The following is a 6,072-nucleotide window of genomic DNA, read 5'->3' as shown; positions in this document are numbered from 1 at the left end:
ACTAAATCCAGACCGTCACCGTGATTGGGCTGATCGCACTGGCGACAATGCCAGTCGCCGTGATGGTTATCATCTATAAAGTGAAAACGGTCAGTACCGCCGCATATCGGGCAAGCTCCATGCTTCCCCTTTGCCGGAACATCCACGCCACAGGCGGGCAACAGGCTTTGCCAGTGATTCATAGCGGATTGTTTCACAGTTCGGATAACGTCTATTGGGCGGTTTTTCGCAAGGTTTTTAGGCTGTGAGGAACGTTGATTCATAATTTATTCCTCTCCATAGACAGCCGCACACAGTGCGTGATAAACGTCTTGATTAAAATCACAGGCTAGCGCCAGCAGATCGCGCAGTTCTTCTGAACAATTCCTTCCTATTTGGTCAAGAATGACCTCAAATAACGATATGGCTAACCCTGCCCGATACATAGCTTGATCTAGCGGTATCGCTTTCTGATGTCTGTTCACCACATAACCTAACAATGTCATCAACAAGGGCTGTGGTGTATGTTTCAACAATGCTTGCTGTATTTCCTGATTGATATCACGCGCCAGCAAAATTAAATTATTGAGTTCAATGGTGCATTCTTCCGGTGACTTTTCGAGAATAAACGTGAAAACAGAAGCTGCTAGCTGCGTGCGATACTCTGCCTGTTTTAATGAAAGAGTTTTTTTACCCACGGCGCACCTCCTGACGGGAAACGAATCTCAGGGAGGAAATGCCCGCCAGAATGATGATAAGGCGCTGTAGGTGCATTAGTCGTTGATTGCTTAACGCAATTAGACATGTAAATTTAGGGCGAGTTTGGTTAGACTGTGTATCAGCCATAGCATTAGCTCCAATAATGTTGTGGTCAGAGGCCTCGATAGTGTGTCCGCACTTCGGGGCTTCGTTATTTTTACACCATAAACAATTAATGGTGTAAGACACATGGTAATGATTAGGTGTCTTACATGTCAACCATTTAAATTGAAATCGCTTCGTGTATACTGTCTTACACCAACTAACAAAAGGTGTAGAAATGGCAACAGGTTCAAAAAATGCAAAATCCCAATCGGTAACAGTACGAGTACTGCACGAACTGATTAATGGAATGGAACAAACAAAAGAGCAAGATGAAAGTACAGGGCAATTTATCTCTACCGCAATGCGAGCAGAAATTAAACGCCGCCAACGTAAAACCAAAGCATCATCTGAGTAATAACCAAGTAATCGATAATAACCCCAATAGTTAACTATCTTTCTAAAAGAAAGCCAATTAAGGGTAGCATCTGGTATGTTATCCTTTTCTTTTTCACCCCAACTAATTGCTGTATCGATAATTAAAATATCGTTTTCCTGATTTTTGACGTAAGGGTATTCGTAACGGTTATTATCCGTATTTTTATTGTTCATAATTTTTTTATTTTTGTGCTTTTTGGTTATGCTGAAAATATATTTTCTATTACATTTCACCGCGAGATTCAGAAATACGTTGAGCTATCCAGCCATCAACTTCTGATTCAAGAAAAGCAACTGAGCGAGTGCCGATTTTGATTTGCTTCGGGAATTTATCTTCTCCGATAAGTCTATAAATCCACGCCTTACTGTAACCTGTTCTGCGTTGAACTTCTGATAAACGAATAAGACTTTCTTTAGGTGTGGTAATTATTGACATGTGGTTTTCCCTGTTAACTTATCTATATTTGATGTTTCTAGACGTTATTAGAACAGGGATAATTAAACCGAAGTTACAATTTGAGATCATCACATAGGAATAGTAATCCGTTTCATACAAAGAGTGTGTTACATCTTATTATTTTGATTGTTAACCATTTTTAGTTAGAAAATACTAACGATGGAAAATATACCAGCCCGTAACGATACTGCGGACTGGTATAAAATTAGCCAGCACACCTTAATAAGGTATTATATTTACCTGATGTCTCAGATACGCAATATATAGTTCCAGATGAAATTATTTCCACCGTTTTTTAGCAAAGTCATATGGAGTTATATATTTTTCTCTATTTGCGTCCAGATAATCAGCCCACCATTGAACCATTAGCCGCCGTTCATCCAGATGCTTAGATGTGTGAATATACGCAGCACGGACGTTCTTTCTTTCCACATGACTTAACTGGCGTTCTATTGCGTCATCGTTCCATAATCCCGATTCGCCCATCGCACCACGCGCCATTGTTCTAAATCCATGACCACAAACTTCTGTTTTGGTGTCGTATCCCATACCGCGTAAGGCATTATTTACAGTACTTTCGCTCATGACTTTTGCCGGATTATGGTCATGAGGAAACATCACCTCACATTCTCCACTCAAACCCTGCAAGGTTTTAAAGAGAGATACGGCCTGACGACTCAGCGGCACAATATGCTCAGTTTTCATTTTCATGCCACGCTCAGAGAATTTAACGCCTTCAATGGGTTTTCTTGTGGCGGGAATTTTCCAGACTGCATTTTTAAGATCAAGTTCTTCCCAACGGGCAAATCTCAACTCACTGGAACGGACAAACGTTAATAAAGTCAGCTCTACAGCGATTTGGGTAATCAAGCGCCCACGATAGTGAGAAAGGCGGGTAAGGAATTCAGGTAAGCGTTCGTGGGTGAGTGCTGGGTGATGTTTGGCTTTAACTGTGGAAAGCGCACCAGACATATCATTTGCGGGATTAGATTCAAGAATATCATTCTGAACAGCGTATCGCATGATGGATGTTACACGTTGCTGTAATCGCTGGGCGATATCGTGTTTACCATCAGCATCAACGGATTTGATAGGCGCTAAAAGTTGGCTTGTTCTTAAAGTGGAAATATCGAGCTTGCCAATATGAGGAAAAATATAATGTTCAAGGCTGCGCAGAATGCGGTTGCTGTGATCTTCACTCCATCGCTTATTGCTGGCGTGCCATTCACGGGCTACCTGTTCAAAAGGAGGTGCCCCTTTTGATTCGGCTTGTGCCCCTTTTTTCTCTGCTTTGGGGTCAGAGCCTTGAGCTATAAGTTTTTTGGCTTCATCCCGTTTAGCCCGTGCATCAGCTAAAGACACTATAGGATAAACACCAAAAGCCAGTCGGTCTTCTTTCTTATCGGTAGGGCGGCGATACTTCATACGCCAGTATTTAGAGCCGCGTGAGGTGATCTCCAAATAGAGTCCGCCACCATCAGCGAGTTTGTAGGTTTTTTCTTTGGGTTTTGCTGCTTCGATTTGCCGTGCGTTTAGTTTCATTTTTTAGGGGCACATTTAATAATAGAAGTGTAGGTGCCCCAGATTATGCCCCGTGGTGCATGTTGATTGCAATGGACTAAAGTAGACATAAAAAGAAAAGACCTGATTGATTTATCAGGTCTTTCTAGGAGTTAGTTTACTAGAGTAGACGTTAGTAAACTTATGTTTGGTGCCCAGGGCGGGACTTGAACCCGCACAGCCTTACAGCCGAGGGATTTTAAAGACTATTACCCAGTTATAAAAAACAATAAGTTACATTAAATCAAAACGTTACAAATGAAGAATACTCCCTTTTGTTGATATTTATTTGGCACTGCTGCCATCGATTTTACTCTTCGAGTTGGTCGTAAGGATTTAGTGATAAAGCGAGATCCAGATGGTCTGGCGCGAAATGTGCATAACGCATAGTCATGTTAATTGTGCTGTGTCCTAATATGCGTTGCAGAACCAAAATATTGCCGCCATTCATCATAAAATGACTGGCAAATGTATGCCGCAGAACGTGGGTTAATTGCCCATCAGGTAAATCAATCCCTGCCCTTTTAACTGCATTTTCGAAAGCGTCATAACACTTACTAAATAATTGCCCGCGTTTTTTGGGTAAGCGATCGTATAGCCGTTGGGATATTGGTATTGTCCTGTTTTTGTTACCTTTGGTTTTTGTATACGTGACCTTGTATTTTATTATCTGTGATTGCGTTAGACCCTGCGCCTCTCCCCAGCGTGCCCCAGTGGCAAGACATAGACGGGCGACATGTCCGAGATCTTTGTTGGCTGAATTATCACACTCAGCTAATAAACGTTTAATATCGTTCGGATAAAGAAATGCCAGCTCCTGCTCTGATTCCCTGAATTGTCGAATGCCACTTATTGGGTTTAACCCTTCCCACTCACCTAAACGGCTTAGTTCCGAAAAAACAGCATGTAAATATGATTGTTCTCTATTCACTGTAGACTGACTGGGGGATTTTCGCCCTTTGGCATTCCATTTACCGTTAAGTCTCTCTTCACGATAAACCGCAAACATATTTTTATCGAAATCCGTAACCAATGGGTTATTCAGGCGCTCGCAAATTGCCTCTAATTTTGATTTGCGGGCTTCCCCATCTTTTAACGTCTTTCCGTGCAGTTCATACCAACGGCTAACCAGTTCACTAAGCCGCTGCCCTTCCGAAGCATCAATACTCAGCACTTGTTGTTGCATTAGCTGCCGTTCATACGCCATCGCCTCGCCTTTTGTCGCGAACTGACGTCTGATACGACGACCATTACGGCCATCAGGAAAGCATTGGCATTGCCATTTGCCGTTAGGAAGTCGACTAACAGCCATAAGCTATTATCTCCGTAAAATTAATTTATTTGGTCTATTTGAAAAGTTAATGTTTGCAAAGTTGATTTTGTATCAACATACATAGAATACTCATAATTCTTTGATTGATATTCATGAGATTCAGATTCCACTGCTAAAGAATATAATTCAGGGACAAGTTCCATATATTTATCTATAGGTTTGCTTGGGTCTATCGCTGCCTGAAAAGCTGAAATAACACAAAATGCAGGAAGTTGGTCATCCGGAGTTGCAAGCAGAGGATATACGTTAATGTCGATTCCGATCTTGTTATTTTTTTGAGAAAAATCCACAAAAATATCGTTAGAAAAGTTTGTGGAATAATGTTGAATCTTGTCCTTATCATCATGAATTTTACGCAGTGTATTAAATGTAAGCTCTTGCTTGCTACATTGCTTATCGCTCTTAATGTTATTAATAGCCTTTTTATATAATGCATTAAAAGTGTCAGCATTAGCTGACACAGGTAAAACCATAGAGCTTAATACAATCGCAAAAGCAATATTTTTTATTCTCATGCACCAATCTTCCATGATCATTTTGATTGATTAATCAGTTCAACAAAGAATTTATTGAAGCCTTTTTTGCCGCTATCGTCATAACGCAGTTCATTAAATTTTTCAGTGAAAGAACATTGGTCATTTATCAGCTCTGATAGGTTGTTTACAGGAACGTATTTATTCACGATTTTAAGAGCCTGTGCTTTTGTTAATGTGGCTGTGTATTCGGGAGATCCAGTCATTTTTTTACCATCATTCGAATCAACTAAATAAGAAACTACCGTTACATTATCATTGTTGCTATTAATGAATGTTCTATAGATGCCATAAACTATTGCACGCTTTACCAGATTCTCTTTTACATCAGGCGCATCTTCTTTATAGGTTGGTGGTGATAATCTTATTTTTAATGGTTTTTCACTAATAAGTTGGAAAGAGTTATTTTCTGGATAGTAATCGCCGAAATCTTCAATTGCCTCTGCAATTGAAGGAAAAATTCGTTTATCTCCTGCACATGGAAGATATTCTTCATTCTGATTCAGTGATTCTTGTTTGTCTTGAGAGCTTTGAGTAATAGCACTAGAGCTATCATCACTTTCACAGAGTTTTAAAGCCTCATCAGTAAATTGACCAAGGCTTACCTTTGTACCTGTCACTGGGTTATCTTTCCAGAAAGAAGAGCCATTGATATCCTGTGCGTCTTTCTTACCATTGGTTTTTAATGTATTCGCTAACCCAGTTAATCCATATACGGTATTAGTTTTGAGATCTTCAACAAAAGCACCGCCTTTGTAGCATTGCAATTCAACTTTATTCGTATTGAAAGCCCATTTATCACCATATGATTCTTGACTGATTTCAACACTATTGTAGGGTTTGTTGGCCGGTTTAGGTGAATCTGAATCACAGGCGGCAAGAAATAAAACACTAGATACCAGCAGTAAGAATTTTCTCATATTAATTACTCTCGAATTAGTTTCAGCTACCAATAAGCACAAGTGAAAAAT

At 40.2% G+C, this 6,072-nt stretch carries 9 protein-coding genes and 1 tRNA gene; 1 reads left to right on the top strand and 9 read right to left on the bottom strand.

What is annotated here, in order from left to right; all coding sequences use genetic code 11:
* The 3 genes from BM100_RS20220 to BM100_RS23295 all read right to left on the bottom strand — a co-directional run.
* Positions 1 to 263, bottom strand: a 263-nt coding sequence (locus BM100_RS20220; protein WP_280521806.1) for a primase-helicase zinc-binding domain-containing protein, incomplete at its 3' end; no start/stop codon positions are given.
* A 3-nt stretch (positions 264 to 266) separates the two neighbouring features.
* A complete protein-coding gene (locus BM100_RS20215) occupies positions 267 to 677 on the bottom strand; it encodes a hypothetical protein (protein WP_092514232.1) in 411 nt (136 codons plus the stop codon).
* On the bottom strand, positions 670 to 825 hold the full coding sequence (locus BM100_RS23295) for a hypothetical protein (protein WP_169924795.1): 156 nt from the start codon (positions 823 to 825) through the stop codon (positions 670 to 672). Before BM100_RS23295 ends, BM100_RS20215 begins: the two co-directional genes overlap by 8 nt.
* Before the next feature lie 193 nt (positions 826 to 1,018).
* Here BM100_RS23295 and BM100_RS20210 point away from each other — a divergent pair, with 193 nt between their 5' ends.
* Positions 1,019 to 1,198: a YlcI/YnfO family protein gene (locus BM100_RS20210; RefSeq protein ID WP_092514230.1), complete on the top strand. Its 180-nt coding sequence runs from the start codon at positions 1,019 to 1,021 to the stop codon at positions 1,196 to 1,198.
* Positions 1,199 to 1,441: 243 nt separating this feature from the next.
* On the opposite strand, the gene BM100_RS20205 is transcribed toward BM100_RS20210, so the two are convergent.
* The 6 genes from BM100_RS20205 to BM100_RS20185 form a co-directional block, all read right to left on the bottom strand.
* The gene (locus BM100_RS20205; RefSeq protein WP_038188287.1) at positions 1,442 to 1,654 is read right to left on the bottom strand and encodes a helix-turn-helix transcriptional regulator; all 213 of its coding nucleotides are present in this window, start codon (positions 1,652 to 1,654) and stop codon (positions 1,442 to 1,444) included.
* A 300-nt stretch (positions 1,655 to 1,954) separates the two neighbouring features.
* Complete coding sequence (locus BM100_RS20200; RefSeq protein ID WP_092514228.1) at positions 1,955 to 3,217, bottom strand: tyrosine-type recombinase/integrase; 1,263 nt, start codon at positions 3,215 to 3,217, stop codon at positions 1,955 to 1,957.
* 167 nt (positions 3,218 to 3,384) lie between these two features.
* Positions 3,385 to 3,473: transfer RNA gene (locus BM100_RS23290), tRNA-OTHER, on the bottom strand.
* Between the two features lie 72 nt (positions 3,474 to 3,545).
* Positions 3,546 to 4,547, bottom strand: coding sequence for a phage integrase (locus BM100_RS20195; protein ID WP_092514226.1), 1,002 nt, complete (start codon positions 4,545 to 4,547; stop codon positions 3,546 to 3,548).
* A gap of 20 nt (positions 4,548 to 4,567) precedes the next feature.
* Positions 4,568 to 5,083 (bottom strand): hypothetical protein, encoded by a 516-nt coding sequence (locus BM100_RS20190; protein WP_092514224.1) that lies wholly within the window; start codon positions 5,081 to 5,083, stop codon positions 4,568 to 4,570.
* 17 nt (positions 5,084 to 5,100) lie between these two features.
* Entirely contained in the window at positions 5,101 to 6,021 is a 921-nt protein-coding gene (locus tag BM100_RS20185; protein WP_092514222.1) for a DUF2511 domain-containing protein, read from the bottom strand.
* Between the last annotated feature and the right edge of the window lie 51 nt (positions 6,022 to 6,072).

Source organism: Xenorhabdus mauleonii (genome assembly GCF_900113945.1).
Taxonomy (GTDB): domain Bacteria; phylum Pseudomonadota; class Gammaproteobacteria; order Enterobacterales; family Enterobacteriaceae; genus Xenorhabdus; species Xenorhabdus mauleonii.
Note: the sequence above shows the minus strand (reverse complement) of the source record. Positions and strands in the feature narration are given on the sequence as shown.

Bases quoted from the DNA above. Each gene is read 5' to 3' on its own strand.
- BM100_RS23295 (WP_169924795.1), bottom strand. From the start codon at position 825: ATGGCTGATACACAGTCTAACCAAACTCGCCCTAAATTTACATGTCTA.
- BM100_RS20210 (WP_092514230.1), top strand. From the start codon at position 1,019: ATGGCAACAGGTTCAAAAAATGCAAAATCCCAATCGGTAACAGTACGA.
- BM100_RS20205 (WP_038188287.1), bottom strand. From the start codon at position 1,654: ATGTCAATAATTACCACACCTAAAGAAAGTCTTATTCGTTTATCAGAA.
- BM100_RS20200 (WP_092514228.1), bottom strand. From the start codon at position 3,217: ATGAAACTAAACGCACGGCAAATCGAAGCAGCAAAACCCAAAGAAAAA.
- BM100_RS20195 (WP_092514226.1), bottom strand. From the start codon at position 4,547: ATGGCTGTTAGTCGACTTCCTAACGGCAAATGGCAATGCCAATGCTTT.
- BM100_RS20190 (WP_092514224.1), bottom strand. From the start codon at position 5,083: ATGAGAATAAAAAATATTGCTTTTGCGATTGTATTAAGCTCTATGGTT.
- BM100_RS20185 (WP_092514222.1), bottom strand. From the start codon at position 6,021: ATGAGAAAATTCTTACTGCTGGTATCTAGTGTTTTATTTCTTGCCGCC.